The 433-nt window shown below is 64.2% G+C and carries 1 protein-coding gene and 1 pseudogene; both read right to left on the bottom strand.

Going from position 1 to position 433, the window contains the following annotated elements; translation table 11 throughout:
• Positions 1-249, bottom strand: a pseudogene (locus AXK61_RS24510) (hypothetical protein); the annotation flags it as partial.
• 38 nt (positions 250-287) lie between these two features.
• Positions 288-433: ATP-binding protein (locus AXK61_RS25760; RefSeq protein ID WP_231855593.1), on the bottom strand; the 146-nt coding region annotated here is incomplete at its 5' end.

The raw sequence follows: 433 nt of genomic DNA, 5'->3' as shown, positions 1-433 counted from the left end.
ATCCTTGAGCGTGGTCAACGAATACGGCCAACCGATCCGCTGCGCGATCACCGTCGCCGGCATCGTCGGCCACTGCGACAGCAACACCCGGATCTGCGGCTCGAACGCATCGACCACCGAGCCGACCCGTGCCCTCTTATACTTCGGTGGCCGATCCGACGCTAACGCCGCCCGAACCGTGTTCCTCGCGATGCCCAGCTGCCGAGCGACCTCCGCCTTCGGCTGATCAGGCTCATCGAAAGTCCCCAGTGATGCTCATTGAAATTCCTCACCTGGGTGCGGTCGGATTATAGCGGTCGGCGGCTGGGTGCGATTGCTGTGCGGTGGGTTTCGTTGCGGGCGTGGTGGTCTCGTAGTCGGTAGCTGTCGCCGTCGAGTTTGAGGACGACGGAGCGGTGTAGGAGCCTGTCGAGCATGGCCGCGGCGACGGTGG

The organism is Tsukamurella pseudospumae (assembly GCF_001575205.1).
GTDB lineage: Bacteria > Actinomycetota > Actinomycetes > Mycobacteriales > Mycobacteriaceae > Tsukamurella > Tsukamurella pseudospumae.
This window is presented reverse-complemented; position numbering and strand designations above follow the sequence as displayed.